Here is a 24,807-nt window from a genome sequence, read left to right as displayed (position 1 = left end):
TACATGAGAATTCAGATATTAAATCCGATTGTTAATACTGGTGAAATGGAACCCCAAGTTGCACGTTTCTTTATGTATAATGAAGAAGGTGAATTAACAACTTATCATGTTTCAGAAAATTACATCATCATATTCAACCATAGGTTCATACATAAAAATATTTCTCATCCACTACGTTCAGGAGATAAACGATATTACAAGCGAATTCATTGTTTAGAATTTCAAAATAAAAGAGTCTATTTCCTGAGTCTGTTTGGCTCAGAAAACTCAAAAGGATATCACGTTGGGTTGTCTTGGTTTGAAAATCAACGATTTTTATGGAAAATGTCTGACCATTGGTTACAACAAGAAAAAAATATTAGGTATATAATTAATCTTATTTTTTTAATACTTGGAGCATATCTAGGGTTTAAAAATTTGAAATAAATGGCAATTAAAATCCAATATGCCATCAGTTGAAGAACAAACTGCTATTGATCAAGTATTTCAAGCGGCAGATAATGACATCCGTTTGCTTAAAGCTAAAGGAGAGAAGTTGAGAGAGCAAAACAAGGGATTGATACAGAAGTTGTTATCGGGAAAAGTGAGGTTGAAAATAAATGAATAGTATGAAGACAATAACATTTACTAAAGCATTAGAGTTGGCATCAGGCTATAACAAAAAGAACCTTTTGTTGGGTAATGGCTTTAGTATTGCTTGTGTGCCCACGATTTTCACTTATTCCTCTTTATACAAACAGGCAGATTTCTCCAAAATGCCTGAAGTGAGAGAAGTTTTTAAAACCCTTAAAACACAAGATTTTGAAGAAGTAATTCATGCACTTGAATATGTTGCCCTTGTTTTGCCATCATACAAAGACAATTTGCCAAGGACAATATCAAAACTTCAAAGACATGCAAAAAAAATCAAAGAAATACTCATTCAAACCATTGCTAAAAACCACCCCGAATGGCCTAGTTCCATAGATGAAGCTAAGTATAGGTCTTGTATTCAATTTCTTAACAACTTTCTTGGCAATGATGGAACAATCTATTCTATGAATTATGACTTACTACTCTATTGGACATTAATGTTTGGCTTAAATGAAAAACTAATCAATACTATGCCCAATGATGGATTTGGAAAGGATGTAGAATTAAATGAAGATGGTACTCCAATTTCGGTTTCAGACTATGTGATTTGGCAGGGAGAAAGCAATGCTCATGGTCAGAATATTCATTATTTACATGGGGCATTGCATGTATTTGAAAGAGATGCTGAAATTGAAAAATTTACATGGATTAATACTGGCAAACCTTTAATGGAGCAAACCAGAGAAGCATTGGAGGCTAATCGGTTTCCCCTCTTTGTTGCAGAAGGTGACAGCACAAAGAAGCTCACAAGAATTACACACAGTGGCTATCTGTATCATTCTTACAAAAGCTTTAGCCAGAGAATGAAAACTGGTGACAAAAAATCAACCGCCTGTTTATTTACTTATGGTGTTTCATTTTCTGCAAATGACGAACACATCATTAATAAGATAACAGCTGGAAAAATTAATCACTTATTTGTAAGTATATATGGGAATCCGGATTCGGAAGCGAACAAGAAAATTATTCAAGCAGCTGATTCAATTAAAAGAAAAAGAAGAAACCAAGACTTTGAGGTCAGCTATTATGATGCTGAATCGGCAGAGGTTTGGGGATAATAAATTAATAAAATCAAAAGAATATGCCACGAAAAGAAAGACATGTAGTTCCCAATTCTAATAAAGGAGGATGGGATTCAAAAAGAGAAAATGCTGAAAAGTCTTCCAAGTATTTTGAAACTAAAAAAGAAGCCATGGATTGGAGTCGTGAAAAAGCGAAACAAGAAAAATCTGAATTGATTCCACATGGAAAAGATGGAAAAATTCAAAATCCTAACAGTCATGGAAATGATCCAAATCCTCCGAAGGATAAATAAAATTAATAAAGTGTAATCTTTAAAATAGTTTAGTAATTAATTGTGCAAAGCAGATAATATTAGAATCATGACAATGCCAGAACTAAAATATATTCTCGACTTACCTCGGAATCTCACTGCTAGACTAAATTTCAATTCTCTGTATCAAGCTACGGATTCTTTGTATTGGAACTTGTATCGGTAAATTTAAATTCTCTGTATCGGGCATCCGGTTCTCTAAAAAAGTAAATAATGGAAACACCAAGTTTTAAAGAAGACCATATCAGCCAGATTCCTGCATTGCAAATGCTGGTGAATTTGGGCTATACCTATTTAAGCCCGGCAGAAGCCGACAGGCAAAGAGGTAGTAAAACTAGCAATGTATTTCTGGAAGATGTATTGCGGAAGCAGTTAAAGGAAATCAACAGTATTCGGGTTAGTGCCACCAAAACCAGTATTTTCACAGACGATAATTTTGAACGGGGCATACTGACATTGAAAAACCTGCCCATGAACGAAGGCTATATTGCAGCCAGTGAAAAGGCTTACAACCTGCTTACTTTAGGTCAGGTATTGGAGCAAAGTGTAGATGGTGACAAAAAGAGTTTTACTCTGCAATACATAGACTGGAAAAACATTAGCAATAATGTATTTCATGTAAGCGAAGAATTCAGCGTGATGCGGAGCACAAGCAAAGAGCATTACCGCCCCGATTTAGTGTTGTTTATAAATGGTATTCCGCTTTGCATTATTGAATGCAAACGACCAGATATGAAAGAGCCATTGAAACAGGCTATCAGTCAGCATTTACGCAATCAACAAGAAGACGGCATCCGCAGTTTGTATGTCTATTCACAATTGACGTTGAGCATCGCCACACAAGAGGCTGCTTATGCAACCAATGCCACACCTGAAAAATTTTGGGCAAAGTGGGAAGAGAAATTTACCAGTGATGAGGAAGAGAGTGATTACAAAATCAACTTACAAGAACTCAAAAACAAACCGCTTTCTGTATCAGTAAAAGAGCAACTTTTTACTGACCGTTTCAAATATATTCGCCGGTATTTTGATGCTTTAGAACAGCAGGAAATTCTTCCAACCGAACAAGATAATTATTTATTTGGTTTATGCCGGCCTGAACGATTAATGGACATTGTTTTCAATTTTGTGTTATTCGATAATGGTAATAAAAAAATAGCCCGTTACCAGCAGTTTTTTGCCATCAAAAAATCCATGCAACGCATCAGGAATGTGGAGCACGGTAAAAGAAAAGGTGGCGTTATATGGCACACGCAAGGAAGTGGAAAATCATTAACAATGGTAATGTTGGCACAAGCTATTGCTATGGAACCAAGCATTCGCAATCCTAAAATTGTATTGGTTACAGATAGAACCGATTTAGACAATCAAATTACAGGCACTTTCAGAAAATGCGGAATGTTTGTTGAAAATGCAACCACTGGTCAGCGTTTAGTAGAATTGCTCGAAAGCAAAAGTGATTCGGTAGTTACAACCATCATCAATAAATTTGTTGCAGCCGTTAAGAAAATAAACAGACCATTAGAAAGCCATGACATATTTGTGTTGGTAGATGAAGGGCACAGAACTCAGCATGGCACGTTCAATATCGACATGCAAAAGACAATGCGCAATGCCTGTTTTATTGCCATGACGGGAACACCGCTTTTCAAAAAAGATAAAAGTACCGCAGAGAAATTTGGTGGTTTAATAGATGCGTATACAGTTGACCAAGCCGTAAAGGACAAGGCAGTAGTTCCATTGCTTTATGAAGGAAGATTGGCATTGCAGAATGTGAATGCAAGTCCGATAGATACGTTTTTTGGGATGGTTTCAGAACCTTTAACCGAATACCAAAAAGCAGATATTAAGAAAAAGTTTGCCCGAAATGACCACTTGAATTCAGCCGAACAAAAAATGCGAATGATTGCATGGGACATCAGTTATCATTTTCGTGATAACTGGCAAGGTAGAACACCATTTAAAGGGCAATTGGTTTGCGATAAAAAAGTGAATGCCATTAAGTACAAAGAATACTTGGATGAAATAGGTATTGTGAGTTGCGAAGTTTTGATTTCATCCGTTGACGAAAGGGAAGGCGAAGAAAGTGCCTATGAGAAGTCAACCGAAAAAGAAAATCAGTTCTGGAAAAAGATGATGGATGAACATGGCAATTCAAAAAGCTATGAGAAAAACATCATCAGTCGTTTCAAAAATCAGAAAGACCCGGAAATTATTATTGTAGTTGACAAATTGCTTACGGGATTTGATGAACCGAAAAACACCGTTTTATATCTCACAAGAAATTTGCAAGGACACAAACTCTTACAAGCAATTGCAAGGGTAAACCGCATTTATGCCGACAAAGAATTTGGTTACATCATCGACTATTATGGTGTAATTGAAAATTTAGATGATGCCTTGAAATTATATTCTACTTTTGAAGATTTTGATGATGAAGATTTGGCGGGAACACTCACCAATATTTCGGATGAAATTAAAAAACTTCCGCAAAAGCATTCAGACCTTTGGGATATTTTCAAAACCATTGCTAACAAACGAGATGCAGAAGCCTATCAGCAATTATTGAAAGATGAAGTAATCAGGGTTTTGTTTTACGATAAACTAGCTGCCTTTGCCAAAAGTTTGAAACTGGCATTATCTGCCATTCAGTTTCACAAAGATGTTGAAGAAAAAACGATCAATAGGTACAAAGAAGATTTGACCATGTTCCTGAAACTACGCTTGGCAGTTGTGGAAAGATACAGTGATGAAATTGACTACAAACAATACGAAGGGCAAATTCAAAAACTGATAGATACACACATTACCACTGAGAAAATTGAAACGATCACAGAACTGGTAAATATTTTCGATAAAGAAAAATTTCAGCAAGAGGTAGAAAATACAACAGGCAAAGCAGCTAAAGCAGATAAGATTGCCAGCAGAACAGCGAAGCACATCACAGAAAAAATGGATGAAGATCCTGCTTTCTATAAAAAGTTTTCACAAATGCTGAGAGAAACCATTGCTGACTATGAAGCAAAACGAATCATTGAAGCACAATATCTAATCAGAGTTCAAGACATCATGAACAATGTTTTGGCTCATACCGACAACGATATTCCAGAACAATTGAAGGACAGAGATGTTGCCAAAGCTTTTTATGGTTTGACAGTTGAGGCGTTGTCTGAAAAAATTCAAGAAAATATTGTTCGTAAAGAAGTCGCAACACAAACGGCTTTGCAAATTGACGACTTGGTTCAATATTCTGTTTTAGACAACGGCAAAGCCATTATTGACTGGCAATACAAAACGAACATCACCGGAAAATTGCTGATTGAGATTGGCGATTACTTAATTGATGAAGTAAGAGATAAATACAATTTGGATTTGCCATTTAAAGATATGGACAAGATTGCAGAAGACTTTATTGAAGTTGCTAAAATCCGATACAAGTAATGAACGAATCGATACAATTTGGAAGCAGAACAATAGATTTTCGTTTGGAGTATTCAGACAGAAAATCGCTTGGCATTACGGTAACACCCGAATTGGAAGTGTTGGTGAGAGCTCCTTTTGGGGCAACGATAGAAAAAATAAAAGAGAAAATTATAAAAAAAGCACCTTGGATACTTAAACAACAAAGCTTCTTTTTTTCTTTTCATCCAAAAGTATTACAACGAAAATACATAAGTGGTGAGACACATTTGTATTTCGGCAAACAATACCGCTTACAAATCTCTATTGACAAGGAGGAATCTGTAAAACTTAGAGGCAAATTCATAGAAGTAATAACATTTGACAAGACAAGAGCAAAAGACTTATTAAACGATTGGTATTTACAACATGCGCAGACAAAGTTTTACTTAATTGCAGCACCTTTAATTGACAAATTTAAAAAGTACAAAGTAATGCCAAGTTCCATTGTTTTGCAAGATATGCCAACACGGTGGGGAAGTTGTACCCCAAAAGGAAAAATCATTTTGAATCCAGAATTGATTAAAGCACCCAAAGGCTGTATTGAATACGTTATTATACACGAGCTTTGTCATTTAATACACCTCGACCACACACAGAAATTTTTTGATTTGCAAACTAAAGAAATGAAAGACTGGGAAAAGTGGAAAATGAAATTAGAAAAACTATTAGCATGAGAAGCCCACTTACAAAGTATAAAAAATATAAATATATTCAATCTGTAAAAGCCCATATTTAAATTATTAAGTTCTCCTTTCTAAAGAAAGCGATTTTATTATACCTATAAACTCCTTGCGTCGATTAATTTCCTTAATCGACGCATTTTTGCGTAGAATAATCGATATATTTACCGCATTGAATTAATTGAACATGGCGAAATACATCTATCAATCACCCACTTGGCCTAATTTCACCTGGAAAGAAGCAGAACTAAATCTACTTTTAGGGGAGGTTCGCTTATTACAGGGTAAAATTTCTGGCCAAATGTCTGCGATCGGGTTTCTGTCCAGACAAGATGCTCAGCTGAACTCGTTGACTTTGGACGTGGTCAAATCGTCTGAAATTGAAGGGGAACACCTAAACTATGATCAAGTTCGATCTTCGGTGGCGATTCGATTGGGAATCGAAGCGGGTGGATTAGCCACTGACGACAGGAGAGTGGATGGAGTAGTCGATATGGTTTTAGATGCAACGGTAAATTTTCTAAGCCCTATCACGAATGAACGTCTATGCGGTTGGCATGCCGCACTTTTTCCTACCGGTTATAGTGGTCCCTATAAAATAGAGGTGGGCCGCTACCGGTCGGGAGAAATGCAAATCGTATCGGGTGCCTTGGGTAAAGAGAAGGTGCATTATGTGGCGGTAGAAGCTGCCAGGGTCTCACAAGAAATGGACATTTTCATCGATTGGCTAAACAGCGATGTGCCTATGGATCCCGTGCTAAAAGCGGCCGTCGCACACTTTTGGTTTATTATCATACACCCTTTTGACGATGGAAACGGACGTATTGCCCGGGCGATTAGTGACCTGTTTTTAGCCAGATCAGAAAAATCAGCTGAACGCTTTTACAGCATGTCCAGTCAAATGCTGATCCAGAAAAAAAACTATTATGCCACTTTGCAAAAAGTCCAACACAGCGACGGGGACATCACAGATTGGATGCATTGGTTTCTAGACTGTGTACACTTAGCGCTATTAGAAACAGATTCACAGCTCCGCACCTTGCTGGTGAAGACGGAATTTTGGCATAAAATGGACAAAACCTCTATTAATGAACGCCAAAGAATCCTTTTAAACAAATTGTTTGACCACTTCGATGGCAACCTAAGCACCTCTAAATGGGCTAAAATCGCCAAATGCTCCCATGACACCGCCTTACGCGATATCAAAGACCTAATCGAAAAAGGAATACTAAAGGAGGATCTAGCAGGCGGGCGAAGTACGAATTATGTGTTAGTTCTGTAAGTTTCTCTAATTAATCGAAAGTTTACATTCGGCATTAACCATTTGTCAAAGGCTTATATTCAAACTTCATCAGCTCCTTCAGTGAGATGTACTCCAAAGTCTTAACATGTGTCGCCTTTAATATAAGGGGAGGTGCCACATTAGCTTGGTAGGCCTCTATCCACCTGGATACACAAAGGCACCATTTATATCCCTCCACTAAACCGGTAAAACCAGATGCTGGATAATCCACGGTCAAGTCGTTCCCCCTACTTTTGGAAAACTGCAAAAATTCATTGGTCACCACCGCACAAACCGTATGCGTACCTCTATCGTTCACACCCGTGTTACAGCAACCATCTCGATAGGCCCCCGTCATCGGACTAGTTCCACAAATCAGCAAAGGCTCGTTGAAAACATTGAGTGAATTATTCATTAGGGTCATTTAGCGATTAATTGTATTCCTATAAAACTATGTTTTTTTAATTAAAATAAGCTAAAGGCAGATTTAAATGTAGGACAATAAAAAAACCACCTCGTTTGAGGTGGTTTTTGTGGTCCCACTAGGATTCGAACCTAGGACCCCCTGCTTGTAAGGCAGGTGCTCTGAACCAGCTGAGCTATAGGACCATTTCGTTGAATTGGTTTGCAAATATCTTATTTTATTTTAAAATATGCAAGTCTGGGTTTGAAAAAAGTTGATAAATTTTGTCTCAGAGGCCCTTTTCTTTGATTATCTGCCTGAAACACACCATCTTTGCGGCAGAAAAATATTTTTATGGAATCATTGCTTTCGGTAGATAGTATTGTCAGTTTATTGACATTGACGTTTTTGGAGATCGTATTAGGGATCGATAATATCATCTTTATTTCGATTACGGCCTCCCGCTTACCTAAAGAGGAGCAGGGCAAGGCGCGCAATATCGGTCTTATGCTGGCGATGGTTTTCCGCATTATCCTGTTGTTCGGGATCTCGGTCTTGATTTCACTGCAGCAACCCTTTACGCACATCGACTATCCATGGCTGAAGGCCGCACCGTCTGGCCAGGCGATCATCCTCTTTGTGGGTGGCTTGTTCCTACTTTATAAAGCGACGAATGAAATCTTCCAAAAGCTAGAAGGCGAGGAGCACGAAGTCTCCGGTGCAAAGAAAGCAGTGAATTCAGTAGCAAAGGTTGTAACGCAAATCGCGCTCATTAACCTAGTCTTCTCCATAGACTCTATCTTAACTGCCATAGGCTTAACTAATAATATGCCGGTGATGATTATCGCCGTAGTCGTATCTGCGTTAATTATGATGGGATTCTCGGGCCCTGTAGGCCGTTTTGTGAACAATCACCCGTCCTTGCAGGTTTTGGGACTATCATTCTTAATCATGATCGGTTTCATGCTGATCGCAGAAGCGAGCCACGACTCTGAACTAACCATCCTAGGCAACTCCATAGGCAGCATCCCTAAGGGCTACCTCTACTTCTCCATCGCATTCTCCCTATTCGTAGAATTCATTAACATCCAGATGCGCAAGCGCAGCACGAAGAAAGTGGAAATAAACGATATGAAGAACCAGGCGGAGAGAGAAGGAATTATCTAGAACTCACTTTTCTCCAAACAAGTTCTTGCCCTTTTGTCTCCTTAGGCTTTAATGTTAGAACTTGTCCATTTTCGCTAAATGAATAGTCCCTAATAAAAATTGGTACTGGGGTTCCTTTTGGAAAAGGAATAAGGGGATAGAAATCTCTAAAGTGCGTGACAACAGACTCCTTAGTATTAATTTTATATTTGCCACTATAGCCTATGATCAGGCTGTCATTTCTACTCAGCAAAGCAACCATATGACCGTCAGGGCTGTACATGATCATCCCTTTGTCTAAGGTATTAATAGTTGAACTACTCAGGTGCCAAGTTCCAATGAATGCTTTCCTAATACTTTTGTAGCTAGTTTTACATCCAAAAAGGCTTAAGGTTAATGCGAGAAATAGAGTATTTTTCATCTGATTGCTATTTGTTAAACAAATGTAATAGCATCTGTTCAGATGATGTTACGAAAGAGTAGGGCAATCTGTTCCTGTTTCGGATTTCGGAACAAATTATTATTTGGCGGCAAAAAAAAAAGCCTCATGAATTTTCTTCATGAAGCCTTTGGAATTTATTTCTTGTAGTATCTTATTTAATACTTTTCGCTATCGCTAGCAGCTCTTTCGCGCCACCCTGAGGCAGGCCTAAGACTTTCTTTTTTACCTTGCCTGAGGCATCTAAAAAGAAGACAGTAGGATAACCCTCTAATGGATACATATTCGCTAAGGCTGGGCCTTCTCCCGCTTCCATGTCCACACCGATAGACACGAAGTGTTCGTTGATGTAAGCACCTAATTCTGGGTTAGGGAATACTTTAGACTTTAATACCTTACAAGGACCACACCAAGTCGTATACGCATCGAATAGGATGCCTTTGTTCTCTTTCTTGGCTTTGGCCATCGCTTGTCTGAAAGTTCCTTCGAAGAAACGTACACCAGCTGGTTCGTCTTGCGCGATGCTAGCAAAAGAAACGAACAATAGGGCAATTAGTAGGTATCTCATACATCTAATGGTAAATGGTGGATGGTGAATGGTGAATGGGAAAAGGCTTAAATCGAAATCATTTACCACTTACCATTTATCATTTACCATTTTTCGGTTTTACTCTCTACTCTATAATCTTTGCTCTTTAACTGTCGACTATCGACTACCGACTGTCGACTATGTTGAATTCATATAATTAATCCTACGGATTAATTATATGAATTCAACATCACCGGCATCACCAACAAAAGAATATCCTCATTCTCATCTTGATCCGATGGGATGATTAATCCCGCTTTGTTAGGCTCGCTTAATTTGATGTCTACGAATTTCGCAGATAGGTTTGATAGCAATTCAGAAACTAATTTCGCGTTGAAACCGATTTCCATTTCTTTTCCTGCGTAGTCGCAAGCAAGTACTTCGTTTGCTTCGTTCGAGTAGTCTAAATCCTCTGCTGAAAGCGTAAGCTTGTTAGCGGATAGCTTTAAGCGGATTTGGTGCGTTGTTTTATTCGAGTAGATCGAGATACGTTTTACCGAGCTCAAGAACTCTAAACGGTTGATCGTTAAGATCTCGTTGTTTTCTTTCGGGATCGCGTTCTCGTATTCAGGGAAACGTTCGTCGATGATGCGGCAGATAAGGGAGAAGCTTTGGAAGCTGAAGAATGCGTTTGAGGCGCTGAATTCAACGGTTACATTCGTGTCATCTGCTGGAAGTGTAGATTTTAATAGGGCCAAAGCTTTCTTTGGCAAAATCAAGCTACTCTGTGCCTCCGGGCGAATGTCATTGCGACGGTAACGTACGAGACGGTGACCATCAGTCGCTACGAAGTTCGTGTGATCGCCAGCCATTTGGATTAAAACACCAGTCATCGCTGGACGCATATCGTCATTAGAAACCGCTAATAAGGTATTGGCAATCGCTTCTCCTAAAACCATAGAAGTAAGAGAAATCGTTTGATTCTTCGCTACTTCTGGGATACGCGGGAAGTCGATTGGGTTTTCGCCGGATAATTTGAAACGACCGTTTTGAGTCGAGATCTCTGCGCCAAAAGTTGCTTGGTCTGCTGAAATCGTTACCGGTTGTTCTGGTAAGCTACGTAAGGTTTCTAACAATAAACGCGCTGGTAAAGCGATGGATCCGTTTTCGAATCCTTCCACTTCTAAACGCGTCGTCATCACCGTTTGTAAGTCTGATGCCGTTAAGATCAAGGTATTACCCTCTAATTCCACTAAGATGTTCTCTAAGATAGGAATGATAGGATTGCTAGCAACCACCCCATTGATGGCTGATAATTGCTTTAATAAGACATTAGAGGCTACAAGAAACTTCATTATAATTTAGCTTTAAGATACGTGTAAAAGGGTTTTCGACAGGCTGTCGTTCAAACCTTGAAGTTAAAATAATTTAGGCTTTCTACCAAAGGTTTTGGCATATGTATTTAGCGATTGTATTTACGCTTTCTGTAAATGACCACGGCTAAACTTAACAGTGTGGCAAAAAGAAGCGGCACCGCAATGTTGATGACCTGATAGAAAGTGCCGTCTGCTTGGATTTTGGCCTTATCCAATGGACGAAGCTGTATCGATTTAGACCGCGCTAACAGCGGCGAGTTATCATCTATCAGGTAGCTAAACGCATTTAGTAAGAAGTCCTTATTCGCAAAGGTATTCTTCATGAATGGGTCGAACCCTAATGGCAAAGCCTGCCGTGTTTGATAATCCACACCATTCACTGCCACATCGCCATCGCCTACCACCACAATGGCAGATTCACTGTTACTGGACGCGACGAGATTCGAATCCTCGCGAATGTGTGTGAAAGCAGACGTAAATTTTCCCTCCACTAAATAGGCTGTCGTTTGCATGCCCGCATTATATGCGGCTGGGTCAAAATCCTTACCCGCAGAGCTGAAAGAAAGTAAGGCAGGAGCTTTGGACAGCTGCGTATATTGACTGGTACGTAACAAGGCCGTTTTGCGCAGAGGAACCCCAGAAATGGTATCCAATGTCGAAACAAAACGCCCATAAACCGCATCCAAGTTTTTCGTAATCAAGAAAGAGGGATTGCCATTTAATAAGGGAAAAGCCGGCCAAGGCATCAGCTGGATGTTTGGCTTATTGCCCATATTGCCCACTTTCAATGGAATCATACCTGAAAGCTGTGCGTCCTTTACTAGGTTCGCGTTGATTCGCAAGCCATAATGGAACAGGATATTTTCTAAACCCGTTTTGTGCGGGCTAATCGCCAGACCTTGATTCTCCAATGTATCGATTTTCACCCCATCCATCAGGAATAGTGCCTTACCGCCTTTGACAATAAACTGATCAATTTTATACGCATCAGACTCGCTGAATTCGCGGGTCGGTTGCAGCACACAGATGGCATCTAAGCCGTCCAAAGTAGGAGAGGCTGCTAAGTCGACCGGGAATAGGTCATATTTGCGTTTTAAGCTGTTAATTAGATCAATCTGTGCAATCGCCGGGGTAGATGAATATTCAACGAAGAAGCCGATCTTCTTGCGCTCTTGGGGTAACAAAGTTTGGATTGCCTGAACGATCTCAAATTCTAATCCCTCAATCGACTGATTGATGATCTCTTCAGGCCCCGCTAATTTATTTCCTTTTAATAAAAGTACCCCCGTTTTTAACGCCCCTTTCGAGATAACAAGACCTGGAAACACGAGTTGTTGCACCTGCTTGCCATTGTCCTTATGGACTAAATTAGTAGGAGGGATGCCTAAAGAATCCAACGTACGTGTCAAGGCAGCCCGCGCCTCATCTGTGGGATATTCATCGTAGACATCGACAACTTGTACTTCGATATTCGCTGCGCTCACAGATTTTAGATCAGCCAGCAAATCCAAGGTTTCTTTTTGGAGACGTTCAAAACCTCCCGGCAAATCATCTCCACCTAAATACACTTGAATGAGCAGTGGGGAATCGATACTGTTTAAGATGACTTCACTCGATTCGCTCAAAGTATACTTACCATCTTCGCTTAGGTCAAAGCGACCACGCACAAGGGGGCTAAGCGCCATCAGCAGGAGGCCGATTCCGATCAGGTAATAAGAACCAAAACGATTCAAGTTCGTCTTCATATCGTGTTAAACAAGAAAAGCATCCCTTGCAGAATGCTTTTCTAATCGAAAATTCTAAATCTTAATAGAACTTGTAGCGCTTGTCTACGATGTTCGCATTTTCTTTAATTGCTTCGTTAATGTAGAATGAAGAACGTTGTGTGTTCATCATTTGGATTTGGTTCTTGTAAGAAGAGTAATCCGCTAAAGCTGGTGCCGGTGCTCCGCTGATTTTCTCCGCGATAAACACGCCGTTATCTCCTACGAATACTTTCGAACGCTTACCGTTTTTCAAACCTGCGATACGACCTAATGCAATTGCATCAGGACCCGCTGTATTTAACATACCACTCGCTAACGTAATATCTTGAACCGTTTCTACTAAAGCACCCGCGCCATAAGCCTGTGCGATTTGCTCTAATGAACCTTTCTTGTTCTCTAATTTCTTAGCGATCATTTCGCCTTTCAATTGATTGCGAACTAAAGCCGTTAATTCGATGCGGAAGTCTTCTACTTTCACATTCTCTTTCTCAGACTTACCCGTCACATACGCCACGATGTATTGAGAATCTTGCTCAAATACTTTCTTAGAACCATCGCCTACTGCCGTGTTGTCATCAAATGCCCAACGTACGATTTCACGTGCGTTCGATAAGTTATTTACCGCAGATGCATTCTCTGTCAAACGTTCAGCGCGCATCATGATTAAGTTTTTGTCTTTTTTCAAAGCCACTTCGAACGAAGCTAAGTTGCCATTTGCATTCGCAAACGCATCAGCCGTCGTGAACACTTTATCCATAGTCGCTTGAGATGGCGCAATCGTTTTGTTGATCGCGGCTAACTTATAGCTGGTGTTTGTTTTCGCGTCTGTTACTTTCACGATGTGGAAACCAAATTCAGTTTCTACTACACCTGGCATTAAACCAGCGCCATTGAAACCGAACAACGCTTTTTCGAATGACTGAGCCATCGAACCGTTATTTTTGAAATAACCTAAATCACCACCTTGTTGTGCAGATCCGTCCATTCCGTTCATTTGGGCCAAAGTCTCGAAGCTTGCGCCTCCTTTGATTTGTGCCAAAATTCCTTCTGCACGTGTTCTCGCTTGTGCTTTTGCTGAATCTGTCTTGTTCGCTGGTGCGATCAAGATATGGCTAGCACGCATCGTGAATAAGGTATCTTTCTTTACACCACCATATTTATAGATGGAATAAGATAAGCCATTTCTGAATGGTCCGTAAATTCCACCTACTTGGAAAGTTCCTAATAGAGGTTTAACCGCTTCAGGAATTTCTGAATAAGAAACTAAATATGGAGTACGAACATCCGAGTTTAACATCGCAAAAGCTGAATCGTTTTGCGCTACCGCTAAATCTTTCGCTAACTTCTTGATAGAGTTATAGAACTCTACTGTATCTTGTTTTGTAGGAATCACTGGGAACGTAGCGTATTGGATAGAACGGGTGTTCGTTCCTTTGAACTCGTCTTTGTGTTTCGCTAAATACTCCTCTAATTGAGAATCTTGTACCTTAATGCTAGAATCAGCGATAGAGAAGAACGGAACGAATAAGAACTTCGAATTGAACTTCGCTGTTTGCGATTGGTATTCTTTCGCCGCATCTGCTTGAGTTACGTAGTTAGACATACGCATCAAGTTCTCGTATTTTGCACGGATACGATCTTGAGAGATAGACTTCTCAAAACGATCCCACGCTTGTTGTTGCTCTACTGGCAATGTTTTCAAGTTCTTTAAGAACTGAACCACGAACATCTTATCGAATTGACCCGTTTGAGGGTTAGTGAATTGCTGACGAACAGATGGGTGGATGTTGTTTCCTTGCACCATGTCGATTAATTCTTCGTCAGAAACCTTGATACCTAAGGCATCGAATTCTTTCTTGTATGCGATGTCTAGGATTAGTTGGTTCCAAACTTGGTCACGAATCATGCTCGCTTCTTGCTCAGATGGACCTTTACCCGTTTGGGCAGTATAATTCTGAGTAGCTTCTTCTACTTTCTTTTGGAAATCTTGGATCATGATGCTTTCTCCAGCGATTTCACCTACTTCTTGCGAGTTAGACCCGAACAAAGAGGATTTACCTTGGAAAATATCACTTCCTACTAGGAACAATACTAAACTGATAGCAATCGCCGCCGCCGCTACTCCAGACTTCTCTCTAATTTTTGTAATTAATGCCATTATAAGGATAAATAGTTGTTTTTACTCTTTATTTTGCTCTTGTGTTTTGAACAAAGAAACGCAAAATAATCACATTTCTAGTTCAAAAGCAAGGGTTAATTTGCTAAAACCGTTTTTAAACTTTGTAAAAATTGATCCGCAATTTTCTGATCGATCGCTAAGCTAGGCAAAAGACGCAAGGTATGTTTCCCTGAATAACCGCAGAAGAGGTGTTCTTTAAACAATAAAGCATCTCTCACGGTCCCCACAGGCTGTTCTACCTCAATCCCGATCATCAAACCGCGACCTCTCACTTCCGTAATTCCATGGATGCCTTTCAGCTCTTTCTGAATATAGTCACCTATCTTCGCCGCATTCTCGATCAACTTTTCTTCTTGAATCACATCCAGCACCACATTTGCTGCCGTACAAGCCAGGTGATTCCCCCCAAAAGTCGTACCCAACAAGCCATAACTCGCCTGAATATGTGGCGCGATTAACACACCACCGATAGGGAAGCCATTGCCCATACCTTTGGCAGTCGTCATCATATCCGGATGAATTCCGGCAAACTGATGTGAAAAGAATTGTCCAGAACGGCCATAGCCACACTGCACTGAGTCCAAAATCAATTGCGCCCCCGTCTCATCACAACGCTTTCTCAACGCCTGTAAAAACGCATCGCTCGCCACCTGAATACCTCCCACACCTTGAATTCCTTCCACAATTACCGCCGCCGTTTCTTCCGTAATCCCCGCTTCCAATCCCTCCAAACCATTAAATGGCAAGAAACTCACATGAGACGAGTCATTAATAGGCGCCACAATGCTCGGATTATCCGTCACCGCCACAGCCCCAGCCGTTCTCCCGTGGAAAGCCTTCGAAAACGCTACCACTTTCTTACGACCCGTATGAAACGAGGCTAATTTTAAGGCATTCTCATTCGATTCCGCTCCTGAATTCGTTAAGAATAGGGTATAATTTTCGTATCCAGACACGCGACCCAGCTTCTCCGCCAACTCTTGTTGACCTGAAATGATAATCGAATTCGAGTAGAAGCCAATATTGTTTAGCTGTTCCGTCATTCGCTTCACATAGGTAGGGTGCGAGTGTCCGATGGAAATCACCGCGTGACCACCATATAAATCCAGGTATTCCTGGCCGTTTTTGTCCCACACCGTACTTCCTTTCGCTTTTACAAGCTCAATGTCGTAGAGGGGGTATACGTTGAATAAGTTCATAATTCAGTTGTCAGTTGTCAGTGGGCAGTGGGCAGTCCGGAGGAAATGAGTCCGGAGGGAACATTTATCATTCACCACTTACCATTCACAATTTTTTAAAAGCCAATGGCTTTTAATTTCAATCCAGCATCTTCCTCCCACCCCAGCATCAAATTCATATTCTGAACCGCTTGGCCGGACGCACCTTTGATCAAGTTGTCGATCACGGAGCTGATGAGGATTTGGCCCTCATGGACCTGTAAATGAAGAAAACACTTGTTCGTATTCACCACTTGTTTCACATCCACCGCCTCTGGGCTAAGGAAAACGAAGGGCGAATTCGCGTAGAAATCTTCGTATAGTTTTTCGGCCTGTTCCTGCGTCCCGCTGTAAGGCGTGTACACATTTGCCATGATCCCACGCGAGAAATTGCCGCGGTAGGGGATAAAATGGATGGCCTGCTGAGTACCTAAAGTCTGTTTAATTTCTGCCAAATGCTGGTGCGTAAACGTCTTGTACACACTCACATTGTTATTTCTCCAGGAGAAATGGCTAGTAGGCGAAAGCGATTGACCCGCGCCAGTCGAACCGGTGATCGCTGAAACGTGCACGTCTTCGGTGATTAATCCAGCTGCCGCTAGAGGCAAAAGGGCTAATTCGATCGAAGTGGCGAAGCAACCAGGGTTCGCGATTTTGGTCGCGGATTGGATCTTTTCTTTTTGGAACTCAGCTAAACCATAGACGAAGCCTTCGGATTCATCGCGGAAGTCCGTGCTTAAATCGATGATTTTCGTGTGCCAAGGAATGTCGTTCGCGGCTAAGAATTTCTTCGATTCGCCGTGTCCAGAACATAAGAAGAGGACGTCTACGGGTGTTAGGTCTTTGGAAAAACGTAAATGCGTTGAGCCCAATAAATCCGTGTGCACATCCGAGATCAATTTTCCCGCCTGTGAATTCGATAATATACAGGTCAAATGCACATCCGGGTGATTCACTAAGATTCTTAGTAATTCGCCTCCAGTGTAGCCTGCGGCCCCTACGATTCCGATCTTTGCCATCTTATTGTTCGTTAACTTTCCGGTGGATCATCGTTTGGTTCGACGCGATTTTAGAGAATCCTCTCACATCGTCACCTGTCCACGCTTTGTTCATCTCTCCGTACGCCCCAAAAACAGACGACATCAAATCATATTTCGATTCCATTCCCGTCACCATAAATTGGTAAGGAGATAAGGTCACATAAACCGTACCCGTCACATTGCCTTGCGTATCCGCTAAGAACGTTTCGAAATTACGCATCACTGGCTCTAGGAATTGGCCTTCGTGTAATAGCGTTCCGTACATATCACCGATGTTTTGTTTCCAATACAATTGGTGCTTCGTCAATACGTGTTTCTCTAATAAATGGTGTGCTTTAATAATGATCAAAGGCGCTGGAGCCTCAAAGCCCACACGTCCTTTAATCCCGATGATCGTGTCACCCACGTGGATGTCACGGCCAATCGCGAAAGCACCCGCTCTTTCCGTCAACTCACGGATCGCAGCCACAGTCGATGGGAATTTCTTTCCATCTAAACCGACTAATTGACCCGCTTCGAATTGCAAGCTGATTTTCTCAGGAGCAGTCTTTGTTAATTGAGTAGGCCAAGCCTCTTCAGGTAAATAACCGTCAGAAGTCAAGGTTTCTTTTCCACCCACTGATGTACCCCAAAGGCCTTTATTGATCGAATAAGTCGACTTGTGCCACTCTTGCACCACGCCTTTCGATTTTAAGAATTCGATTTCTGCTTCTCTCGATAATTGCAAGTCGCGGATAGGCGTGATCACCTCGCACTCAGGTGCTAGGATTCTGAACACCACATCGAAACGAACTTGGTCGTTACCCGCGCCTGTACTTCCGTGCGCGATGGCTTTGGCTCCTAATTTGGCAGCATACTTAGCGACTGCTGTAGCTTGAAAAACGCGCTCAGCAGAGACAGAAAGGGGATACGTATTATTTTTTAAGACGTTTCCGTAGACTAAATACTTCAAACAATCCTGGTAATATTCCTCCACCACATCTAACGTCACGTGCGAAGTCACACCCAGCGAATAGGCTTTCTCCTCGATCGTTTTCAACTCCGCCGGAGAGAAACCACCCGTGTCCACTAAGGCTGAGTGCACTTCCATGCCGCGCTCTTCCGTTAAATATTTCACACAAAAGGAGGTGTCTAAACCACCACTAAACGCTAGAATTACTTTAGGCTTGCTCATATTATTTCTATTTTGCCTTCTTTGTGAAAGGCTGTAATAATTTTTCTTTAAACTTCTTCAAACGCGTGAAATCGGCGATATTCTTCAAGAATAGCCATTTCTCGTCTTTTTCCTCCGGTGTTTTCTTATCCGGATTCTCTGGATCGTAAATCATTCCAGTGCACAAACAGGTCTTGCGTTCTGTTCTCGTCAGGATGTCAAAATTCACACAGGACTCACATCCTTTCCAGAAATTATCATCCACCGGCAACTCTGCAAAAGTCGTGGGTTCGTAACCTAGGTCAGAGTTAATCTTCATCACCGCTAGGGACGTCGTGATACCAATGATTTTAGCGTCCGGATACCGAGTGCGCGATAACTCAAAGGCGCGTTCCTTTACTGCTTTCGCCACACCAAACTGTCTGTAACTCGGTTTTACGATCAAACCAGAGTTCGCCACAAACTTCCCGTGTTGCCAGGTTTCTACATAACAGAAACCCACAAAAGAGCCGTCTACGTCATCAGTTGCGATGATCGCTTTGCCTTCTGACATTTTTTCTTGAAGGTATTCTGGGGTACGCTTGGCAATTCCGGTTCCGCGGGCTTTGGCTGATTCAGCCATCTCGTGGCAGATGGATTCGGCTAGGGCGAAATGTTGTTCGCTAGCCACTTGAACGGTATATTTATTCATTTAAGAACGTAAAAAAGAATGAAACAAATTATACAAACACCTTCAGGGTATCAGACCCGGAAGATGAATCGTCTCCTTCGTCGAAGAGGAGAGGTGGAGTAATAATTTGAATTAGTAAACGTCATTCTTTAGTTTTGCCAAAGCTTTGTCAAGTGACAATCGCATTTAAGGGTCGAATTTCGTGAAATCTTCGTTTAAATCCCAATAATCAAGTAATTATTTCATGGAAGCCTCCACTCCACTCACCGCCGAAACCCTAGTCTATGCCTACGCATCGGGTATGTTTCCCATGGCGGAAGAGACTGGAGAGATTTTTTGGTATAGTCCAGATCCCCGTGCAATCATTCCCATTCAGAGTTATAAGCCTGCCAAATCGCTGAAGCCCATCATCAACCAAAAACGCTTCGAGATCCGCGTAGACACCTGTTTCGAGCAAGTCATGCGCAATTGTGCCTTGCCCCGTCCTACGGAAGATGAAACCTGGATTTCCGAAGAATTGATCGCAGCCTACACGGAATTACACTCTATGGGTTTAGCCCATTCAGTGGAGGCCTGGCAAGAAGATAAACTGGTGGGAGGTTTATATGGCGTTTCTTTAGGGGCCGTATTTTTTGGCGAATCGATGTTCTCCTTTGTCTCTAATTCCTCTAAAGTCGCCTTTCATTATTTGATCCAAATCCTGCGCGAACAAAACTACCAGTTGTTAGATTCGCAATTCATGAACGATAACGTATTGCGTTACGGCGCTATCGATATTCCCCGGTCTGCCTACCTCAGAAGACTAACCAAAGCCCTAAAAAGCACCTGCCATTTTCAGAAACCCACAATTTAACGTAAATTGCGGTATGTCTAGGCCCATTCTTGTCATCAAATTCGGTTCCTCCTCCATCACCCACAAAAATGGGGAGGTGAATGAGCAGACGTTGGAAAAGATCGCAGCCCAGGTTTCTAGCCTCGCAAAAGACTACCACATCGTCCTCGTCTCCTCCGGAGCCGTGGCCGCTGGAAAAGCTTTTTTAACGAATTACAAAGGCACCCTTTCTGAACGAAAAGCCGCTGCAGCGATCGGAAACCCGATCCTCATTGCAAAATACAACCAGTATTTCTCAAAATACGGCATCGCCATCGCCCAATCGCTTTGCGAACGCCACCACTTTTCCAACCGCGAATCTTTCCTACAACTAAAGGAAACCTACACGGAACTGTGGAAAAGCAACGTCATTCCCATCGCAAACGAAAATGACGTAGTCTCTAACACCGAACTAAAATTCTCTGACAACGACGAACTAGCGACCTTGATCGCTACCGGCTTTGGCGCAGAAAAACTCTTAATATCTACTTCCGTAGGCGGCCTCTTAGACGCAAACGGCGAAATCATCCGCCACGTGCCTAAAATCGACGCCTCCACTTTATCCGTCGTTTCCTCTGATACCTCATCTACCGGTTTAGGCGGCATGATCTCGAAACTAACATTCACCCGCCTTGCCATGCGCTTAGGTATCAAAGTCGTGATTTTTGGATTAGATAACGCAGGCGGAATCGTAGACGCCCTACACGAAAAAATAGGCACGGTCTTCGAAGCAGGCAAAGCCAGCTTAACAGCCCGCCAAAAATGGCTCGCCGCCGGCAGCCTCATCACCGGCAAAGTCGTCCTAGACAAAGGCGCCGTCAAAGCGATCACTTCTCGCAAAAGCCTTCTTTCCGTAGGCATCACTGAAATCTTAGGTGATTTCATGAAAGGCGAGGTCATCGAATTATTGGATTCCACTAAAACTCCATTTGCCATTGCAAGAGCTAGATGCTCGAAGGCAGAGCTGGAGGAGGCCGGAAAAGGGGTGGAGGTCGCTAACGCCGACGACATCGTTCTTATTTAGTTAGTCCGTAGGGAGAGAGTCCGAAGTCCGAAGTAAATAGATGTATTTTCAAGATATAATATAAAAAAAAGAGCCAAAGGGGGGCACCTAGGGCTCTTTTATATATTTCTATCCTTCCTCCGGACTCAATTCGTATTTTCCTCCGGACTTCGGACTATCTTCCTCCGGACTAGCATAGTCGCGCCGTTTTGCGCGCAGCGCAAAAGCGCACTATGCTATCACCACCGCTCTCCCACTTTCCACATCTTGCTCCACCGTCTTGTACTTCACATCTTCTTTGATGCTTCCGTCAGCGTATTGAACAGTCACGCGTTGGTTACGATCTGCAATTTTGATGGCTTGGCGAGGTGCCGCTCGCTCTACCGATGGGGTAGATGGTTCGTGGTATTCCTCTTGAGAACCGGCTAGGCCACCTAATAAAGAAGAAATGGCATCGTCTTTGCTCATTTGCAATTTAGGTGCTTTCTCTTTCGGTGCTTTGGCTGCGGATTGATTCGTTTGTTGAACCGCTGGAATTTCGGCTTTGATCACAAAGCTGATGGTATCCATGTTCACACGGGAAACGAAACGTTGGAACAAGTTAACGGATTCGAATTTGTAGATCAATAAAGGATCTTTTTGTTCGAATACCGCGTTTTGAACGGATTGTTTCAAATCATCCATCTCACGCAAATGCTCTTTCCACTCTTGGTCGATCAGCGATAAGGTGATGAATTTCTCCATCTCTTTGACCACTTCTTTACCTTGTGTTGAAATCGTTTTGTCTGCATCTACGACGATACCTGTCGTCATTTGGCCATTACTAATCGGCACTTGAATGCCAGAATAGCCGTGTTGTTTCGCTTCTTGAGCCACCTGAATGACCTGAGAGGCGATGACCTCGTTTTTCGACTTGTAATGTTGCTCTGCCGCTAGGAATAATTGTTCCGTTCTTTGGTCATTGCTCAGTTTATTGAACGCTGACGCCTCGAATGGCGGTTCCATTCCTAATAATTCAATCGTTTTCAATTCGAAATCATCGTAGTTTGTGAACTGCGTCGCGATGTCGCGGCATACGTCGAACAAGATGTTGATGATATCTAAAGAAAGGCGCTCGCCTAATAGGGCGTTTTGACGACGCTTATAGATAGCGTTACGTTGGTAATTCATGACGTCATCGTATTCTAATAGACGTTTACGAATGCCAAAGTTATTCTCTTCCACCTTCTTCTGTGCTCTTTCAATCGACGACGTAATCATCGAGTGTTGAATCACTTCGCCTTCTTCCATTCCCAGGCGGTCCATCACTTTCGCGATACGGTCTGATCCGAAAAGACGCATCAAGTTATCCTCTAAGGAAACAAAGAACTGTGACGAACCCACATCTCCTTGACGACCCGCACGACCACGCAACTGGCGATCGACGCGACGTGATTCGTGGCGCTCCGTACCGATGATCGCAAGACCACCAGCGGCTTTAGATTCTATACTTAATTTAATATCGGTACCACGACCTGCCATATTCGTAGCGATCGTTACCTTGCCTGATTGACCCGCTTCTGCGACGATTTCCGCCTCGCGTGCGTGTTGTTTGGCATTAAGAACATTGTGTTGAATCTTACGAATCGTTAACAAACGGCTCAATAATTCTGAGTTCTCTACCGAAGTCGTACCGACTAGGACTGGACGTCCGCTGGCTACTAATTCTTGAATCTCTTCTGCTACCGCGTTATACTTTTCGCGCACCGTGCGGTACACTTTATCTTCGTGGTCCTTACGTTGAATGACGCGATTCGTAGGAATCGAAACGACATCTAGTTTATAGATCGTCCAAAACTCGCCCGCTTCCGTCTCCGCCGTTCCTGTCATACCACCTAATTTGTGGTACATACGGAAATAATTTTGGAGGGTAACGGTGGCATAGGTTTGGGACGCATCTTCTACATTCACGCCTTCCTTCGCCTCAATCGCCTGGTGTAAACCATCCGAATAACGACGGCCTTCCATTACACGACCCGTTTGCTCATCTACGATTTTCACCTTGCCATCTACTAAGATGTATTCCGTATCCTTCTCGAATAGGGTATAGGCCTTCAATAATTGGCTCACCGTGTGGATACGCGATGCTTTCTCGTTATATTCTTGGATCAATTGCTCCTTCGCGCCCAAACGGTCAGCGTCAGATAATTCCTTGTTTTGTTCTATCTTGTTTAAATCGATAGACAAATCCGGTAGTACGAAGAAGTTCGGATTCTCGGTGTTGCCACTCATGAATTCCAAGCCTTTTTCGGTCATCTCTACCTGGTTGTTCTTCTCCTCGATCGTGAACAATAACGGCGCTACTGCCTCAGGCATTAATTTTTGATTGTCTGCCAAGAATGTGCTCTCGGTCTCGTTCATCAATTGCTTCATTCCGTTTTCGGAAAGGAACTTGATCAACGGCTTCGACTTAGGTAAACCTTTGTACGCACGGTATAGGGCTAAACCACCCTCTTTCTTATCACCTGCGGCGATCAATTTCTTTGCTTCCACTAAGAAGTTTTGAACGATCTGCTTCTGTGCTTCTACTAATTTGTGAATACGTGGTTGGAACGTTTCGAACTCTTGTTCGTCACCTCTTGGAATCGGTCCAGAGATAATCAATGGCGTTCTTGCATCATCGATTAACACGGAATCGACCTCATCGACCATTGCGAAATGGTGGGGTCTTTGGACTTGATCCTCTAAACTACGCGCCATGTTATCACGCAAGTAATCAAAGCCAAATTCATTATTCGTACCATACGTAATATCCGCCATATAAGCGACACGACGCTCTTCTGTATTCGGTTCGTGCTTATCGATGCAATCCACCTTTAAACCGTGGAATTCAAATAAAGGCGCGTTCCATTCCGAGTCACGTTTCGCTAAGTAATCATTCACTGTTACTAAGTGAACCCCGCGACCCGCTAAGGCATTTAAGTAGGTAGGCAGAGTCGAAACGAGTGTTTTTCCCTCACCCGTACCCATCTCAGAAATTTTTCCCTGGTGTAATACGATACCCCCGATTAGCTGCACATCATAGTGCACCATATCCCAGGTAATTTCATTTCCAGCGGCTAACCATTGATTTTTCCAAATTGCTTTCTCTCCCTCAATCACCACATTCTTCTTCTTAGAAGCGATGAATTTATCTTCTACGGTTGCTGATACAACTAATTGTTTATTTTCTGTGAAACGACGCGCCGTTTCTTTCACCACCGCGAAAGCTTCAGGCAAGATTTCCATTAATACTACTTCTAAGCTTGAATTACGCTCTACTTGAAGTGCATCGATTTCTTGGAAAAAACGGTCTTTTGCATCTACATCCTCTGTTTCCTCAGCTGAGGTGTGTAATGCGATGATTTGGGAATCTATATTTTGTAAAAAAGCGGCGATGCGCGATTTGAACTCCGCCGTTTTAGCGCGTAATTCGTCATCGGTCAAGCTAGCTAATTTAGCGTACTCGTTTTTTATATTCTCAACGATGGGCATCAACGCTTTAATGTCGCGCTCTGATTTCGTGCCAAAAATTTTCGTTACCGATTTACTGATGAATGAAATCATTATAATAATCTATGCTTGTTAGGCGTTTGGAAAAAATGAA

General features: G+C 42.1%; 21 protein-coding genes and 1 tRNA gene. 10 read left to right on the top strand and 12 right to left on the bottom strand.

Annotation, left to right across the window (positions count from 1 at the left end):
* Positions 1 to 3 precede the first annotated feature (3 nt).
* From SKC37_RS09165 to SKC37_RS09135, 7 genes are all read left to right on the top strand, one after another.
* Entirely contained in the window at positions 4 to 426 is a 423-nt protein-coding gene (locus SKC37_RS09165; RefSeq protein WP_377981184.1) for a hypothetical protein, read from the top strand.
* Between the two features lie 19 nt (positions 427 to 445).
* Positions 446 to 607 carry a restriction endonuclease subunit S domain-containing protein gene (locus SKC37_RS09160; RefSeq protein WP_377981183.1) on the top strand — a complete coding sequence of 54 codons (162 nt, stop codon included), beginning with the start codon at positions 446 to 448 and terminating at the stop codon, positions 605 to 607.
* A 1-nt stretch (position 608) separates the two neighbouring features.
* Positions 609 to 1,691 (top strand): DUF4917 family protein, encoded by a 1,083-nt coding sequence (locus tag SKC37_RS09155; protein ID WP_377981182.1) that lies wholly within the window; start codon positions 609 to 611, stop codon positions 1,689 to 1,691.
* Positions 1,692 to 1,714: 23 nt separating this feature from the next.
* Positions 1,715 to 1,948 (top strand): DUF2188 domain-containing protein, encoded by a 234-nt coding sequence (locus SKC37_RS09150; RefSeq protein ID WP_377981181.1) that lies wholly within the window; start codon positions 1,715 to 1,717, stop codon positions 1,946 to 1,948.
* A 231-nt stretch (positions 1,949 to 2,179) separates the two neighbouring features.
* Positions 2,180 to 5,407 carry a type I restriction endonuclease subunit R gene (locus SKC37_RS09145; protein WP_377981180.1) on the top strand — a complete coding sequence of 1,076 codons (3,228 nt, stop codon included), beginning with the start codon at positions 2,180 to 2,182 and terminating at the stop codon, positions 5,405 to 5,407.
* The gene (locus SKC37_RS09140) at positions 5,407 to 6,102 is read left to right on the top strand and encodes a M48 family metallopeptidase (RefSeq protein WP_377981179.1); all 696 of its coding nucleotides are present in this window, start codon (positions 5,407 to 5,409) and stop codon (positions 6,100 to 6,102) included. Before SKC37_RS09145 ends, SKC37_RS09140 begins: the two co-directional genes overlap by 1 nt.
* A gap of 193 nt (positions 6,103 to 6,295) precedes the next feature.
* On the top strand, positions 6,296 to 7,390 hold the full coding sequence (locus SKC37_RS09135) for a Fic family protein (RefSeq protein WP_377981178.1): 1,095 nt from the start codon (positions 6,296 to 6,298) through the stop codon (positions 7,388 to 7,390).
* Positions 7,391 to 7,424: 34 nt separating this feature from the next.
* Here SKC37_RS09135 and SKC37_RS09130 read toward each other — a convergent pair whose 3' ends face one another.
* The gene (locus SKC37_RS09130; RefSeq protein ID WP_377981177.1) at positions 7,425 to 7,805 is read right to left on the bottom strand and encodes a DUF2237 family protein; all 381 of its coding nucleotides are present in this window, start codon (positions 7,803 to 7,805) and stop codon (positions 7,425 to 7,427) included.
* A gap of 119 nt (positions 7,806 to 7,924) precedes the next feature.
* A tRNA-Val gene (locus tag SKC37_RS09125) sits at positions 7,925 to 7,999 on the bottom strand.
* A 148-nt stretch (positions 8,000 to 8,147) separates the two neighbouring features.
* On the opposite strand from SKC37_RS09125, the gene SKC37_RS09120 reads away from it, so the two are divergent.
* The gene (locus SKC37_RS09120; protein ID WP_377981176.1) at positions 8,148 to 8,960 is read left to right on the top strand and encodes a TerC family protein; all 813 of its coding nucleotides are present in this window, start codon (positions 8,148 to 8,150) and stop codon (positions 8,958 to 8,960) included.
* Here SKC37_RS09120 and SKC37_RS09115 read toward each other — a convergent pair.
* The 9 genes from SKC37_RS09115 to SKC37_RS09075 form a co-directional block, all read right to left on the bottom strand.
* Positions 8,953 to 9,360 carry a lipocalin-like domain-containing protein gene (locus SKC37_RS09115; RefSeq protein ID WP_377981175.1) on the bottom strand — a complete coding sequence of 136 codons (408 nt, stop codon included), beginning with the start codon at positions 9,358 to 9,360 and terminating at the stop codon, positions 8,953 to 8,955. The genes SKC37_RS09120 and SKC37_RS09115 overlap by 8 nt on opposite strands.
* A 172-nt stretch (positions 9,361 to 9,532) precedes the next feature.
* Positions 9,533 to 9,946 (bottom strand): thioredoxin family protein, encoded by a 414-nt coding sequence (locus tag SKC37_RS09110; RefSeq protein WP_377981174.1) that lies wholly within the window; start codon positions 9,944 to 9,946, stop codon positions 9,533 to 9,535.
* 191 nt (positions 9,947 to 10,137) lie between these two features.
* Positions 10,138 to 11,262 (bottom strand): DNA polymerase III subunit beta, encoded by a 1,125-nt coding sequence (dnaN, locus tag SKC37_RS09105; protein ID WP_377981173.1) that lies wholly within the window; start codon positions 11,260 to 11,262, stop codon positions 10,138 to 10,140.
* A gap of 107 nt (positions 11,263 to 11,369) precedes the next feature.
* Positions 11,370 to 13,028 carry a gliding motility-associated ABC transporter substrate-binding protein GldG gene (gene gldG / locus SKC37_RS09100; RefSeq protein WP_377981172.1) on the bottom strand — a complete coding sequence of 553 codons (1,659 nt, stop codon included), beginning with the start codon at positions 13,026 to 13,028 and terminating at the stop codon, positions 11,370 to 11,372.
* A gap of 61 nt (positions 13,029 to 13,089) precedes the next feature.
* On the bottom strand, positions 13,090 to 15,207 hold the full coding sequence (locus tag SKC37_RS09095) for a peptidylprolyl isomerase (RefSeq protein WP_377981171.1): 2,118 nt from the start codon (positions 15,205 to 15,207) through the stop codon (positions 13,090 to 13,092).
* 95 nt (positions 15,208 to 15,302) lie between these two features.
* A complete protein-coding gene (locus SKC37_RS09090; protein ID WP_377981620.1) occupies positions 15,303 to 16,430 on the bottom strand; it encodes an aspartate aminotransferase family protein in 1,128 nt (375 codons plus the stop codon).
* A 92-nt stretch (positions 16,431 to 16,522) separates the two neighbouring features.
* The gene (gene argC, locus SKC37_RS09085; RefSeq protein WP_377981170.1) at positions 16,523 to 17,464 is read right to left on the bottom strand and encodes an N-acetyl-gamma-glutamyl-phosphate reductase; all 942 of its coding nucleotides are present in this window, start codon (positions 17,462 to 17,464) and stop codon (positions 16,523 to 16,525) included.
* A 1-nt stretch (position 17,465) separates the two neighbouring features.
* Positions 17,466 to 18,659 (bottom strand): argininosuccinate synthase, encoded by a 1,194-nt coding sequence (gene argG, locus SKC37_RS09080; protein WP_269001566.1) that lies wholly within the window; start codon positions 18,657 to 18,659, stop codon positions 17,466 to 17,468.
* A 7-nt stretch (positions 18,660 to 18,666) separates the two neighbouring features.
* Positions 18,667 to 19,329 (bottom strand): GNAT family N-acetyltransferase, encoded by a 663-nt coding sequence (locus SKC37_RS09075; RefSeq protein WP_377981169.1) that lies wholly within the window; start codon positions 19,327 to 19,329, stop codon positions 18,667 to 18,669.
* A gap of 223 nt (positions 19,330 to 19,552) precedes the next feature.
* Between SKC37_RS09075 and aat the strand changes: the two genes are divergently transcribed.
* Complete coding sequence (gene aat / locus SKC37_RS09070) at positions 19,553 to 20,161, top strand: leucyl/phenylalanyl-tRNA--protein transferase (protein ID WP_377981168.1); 609 nt, start codon at positions 19,553 to 19,555, stop codon at positions 20,159 to 20,161.
* A 13-nt stretch (positions 20,162 to 20,174) separates the two neighbouring features.
* Positions 20,175 to 21,203 (top strand): glutamate 5-kinase, encoded by a 1,029-nt coding sequence (gene proB / locus SKC37_RS09065; RefSeq protein WP_377981167.1) that lies wholly within the window; start codon positions 20,175 to 20,177, stop codon positions 21,201 to 21,203.
* Positions 21,204 to 21,413: 210 nt separating this feature from the next.
* Here the strand turns inward: proB and secA are convergent, their stop codons facing one another.
* Positions 21,414 to 24,767 carry a preprotein translocase subunit SecA gene (gene secA / locus SKC37_RS09060; protein WP_377981166.1) on the bottom strand — a complete coding sequence of 1,118 codons (3,354 nt, stop codon included), beginning with the start codon at positions 24,765 to 24,767 and terminating at the stop codon, positions 21,414 to 21,416.
* Between the last annotated feature and the right edge of the window lie 40 nt (positions 24,768 to 24,807).

The sequence above is a fragment of the Aquirufa esocilacus genome (assembly GCF_042715595.1).
Taxonomy (GTDB): domain Bacteria; phylum Bacteroidota; class Bacteroidia; order Cytophagales; family Spirosomataceae; genus Aquirufa; species Aquirufa esocilacus.
Note: the sequence above shows the minus strand (reverse complement) of the source record. Positions and strands in the feature narration are given on the sequence as shown.